At 51.7% G+C, this 2,108-nt stretch carries 2 tRNA genes and 1 rRNA gene; all 3 read right to left on the bottom strand.

What is annotated here, in order from left to right:
- Positions 1–47: 47 nt before the first annotated feature.
- Positions 48–123: transfer RNA gene (locus ACN8M7_RS25865), tRNA-Ala, on the bottom strand.
- A 22-nt stretch (positions 124–145) separates the two neighbouring features.
- A tRNA-Ile gene (locus ACN8M7_RS25860) sits at positions 146–222 on the bottom strand.
- An 85-nt stretch (positions 223–307) separates the two neighbouring features.
- Positions 308–1,844: ribosomal RNA gene (locus tag ACN8M7_RS25855) — 16S ribosomal RNA — on the bottom strand.
- Positions 1,845–2,108 lie beyond the last annotated feature (264 nt).

Here is a 2,108-nt window from a genome sequence, read left to right as displayed (position 1 = left end):
AGCGCTCATTTCTGAACTCTTTCTCTTGCAACGTAACGCGTAGAGAGTGGTGGAGCCAAGCGGGATCGAACCGCTGACCTCCTGCGTGCAAGGCAGGCGCTCTCCCAGCTGAGCTATGGCCCCGTATTCTTCTGCACCAAGCAATTGGTAGGTCTGGGCAGATTTGAACTGCCGACCTCACCCTTATCAGGGGTGCGCTCTAACCAACTGAGCTACAGACCTATAACAGGGTCGCGTTACAGCATCGTCTTCGACTATGAATCAAGCAATTCGTGTGGATACTTATGAAGAAGCTGATGTCTTCGATTAAGGAGGTGATCCAGCCGCAGGTTCCCCTACGGCTACCTTGTTACGACTTCACCCCAGTCATGAATCACTCCGTGGTAACCGTCCCCCCGAAGGTTAGACTAGCTACTTCTGGAGCAACCCACTCCCATGGTGTGACGGGCGGTGTGTACAAGGCCCGGGAACGTATTCACCGTGACATTCTGATTCACGATTACTAGCGATTCCGACTTCACGCAGTCGAGTTGCAGACTGCGATCCGGACTACGATCGGTTTTATGGGATTAGCTCCACCTCGCGGCTTGGCAACCCTTTGTACCGACCATTGTAGCACGTGTGTAGCCCTGGCCGTAAGGGCCATGATGACTTGACGTCATCCCCACCTTCCTCCGGTTTGTCACCGGCAGTCTCCTTAGAGTGCCCACCATAACGTGCTGGTAACTAAGGACAAGGGTTGCGCTCGTTACGGGACTTAACCCAACATCTCACGACACGAGCTGACGACAGCCATGCAGCACCTGTGTCTGAGTTCCCGAAGGCACCAATCCATCTCTGGAAAGTTCTCAGCATGTCAAGGCCAGGTAAGGTTCTTCGCGTTGCTTCGAATTAAACCACATGCTCCACCGCTTGTGCGGGCCCCCGTCAATTCATTTGAGTTTTAACCTTGCGGCCGTACTCCCCAGGCGGTCAACTTAATGCGTTAGCTGCGCCACTAAAATCTCAAGGATTCCAACGGCTAGTTGACATCGTTTACGGCGTGGACTACCAGGGTATCTAATCCTGTTTGCTCCCCACGCTTTCGCACCTCAGTGTCAGTATCAGTCCAGGTAGTCGCCTTCGCCACTGGTGTTCCTTCCTATATCTACGCATTTCACCGCTACACAGGAAATTCCACTACCCTCTACCGTACTCTAGCTCGCCAGTTTTGGATGCAGTTCCCAGGTTGAGCCCGGGGCTTTCACATCCAACTTAACGAACCACCTACGCGCGCTTTACGCCCAGTAATTCCGATTAACGCTTGCACCCTTCGTATTACCGCGGCTGCTGGCACGAAGTTAGCCGGTGCTTATTCTGTCGGTAACGTCAAAATTGCAGAGTATTAATCTACAACCCTTCCTCCCAACTTAAAGTGCTTTACAATCCGAAGACCTTCTTCACACACGCGGCATGGCTGGATCAGGCTTTCGCCCATTGTCCAATATTCCCCACTGCTGCCTCCCGTAGGAGTCTGGACCGTGTCTCAGTTCCAGTGTGACTGATCATCCTCTCAGACCAGTTACGGATCGTCGCCTTGGTGAGCCATTACCTCACCAACTAGCTAATCCGACCTAGGCTCATCTAATGGCGCGAGGTCCGAAGATCCCCCGCTTTCTCCCGTAGGACGTATGCGGTATTAGCGTCCGTTTCCGAACGTTATCCCCCACCACTAGGCAGATTCCTAGGCATTACTCACCCGTCCGCCGCTCTCAAGAGAAGCAAGCTCCTCTCTACCGCTCGACTTGCATGTGTTAGGCCTGCCGCCAGCGTTCAATCTGAGCCATGATCAAACTCTTCAGTTCAATACTGCTTGGGTTTTGAGAAAACCCTAAACTTGGCTCAGCAATCGCAAATAAACTCTCGAATTCACGAGTGTTACTTGTGATGCTGATAATCACTTGACTATCAGTCTTACCTCACAAGCACCCACACGAATTGCTTGATTCAGTTGTTAAAGAACAGTTGGTTAAGTCTTTCGTCTCAACCGAGGCCGCGCATTCTACAGCAGCCTTTCTTTCTGTCAAGCTGTTTTTCGAAGAATTTTTTCTTTCTACTCAACAACTTGC

Origin of the sequence: Pseudomonas spartinae (assembly GCF_965197125.1) — a bacterium.
In the GTDB taxonomy this organism is placed as follows: domain Bacteria; phylum Pseudomonadota; class Gammaproteobacteria; order Pseudomonadales; family Pseudomonadaceae; genus Aquipseudomonas; species Aquipseudomonas composti_A.
The sequence above is the reverse complement of the archived record's forward strand: the minus strand, read 5'-3'. Positions and strand labels throughout refer to the sequence as shown.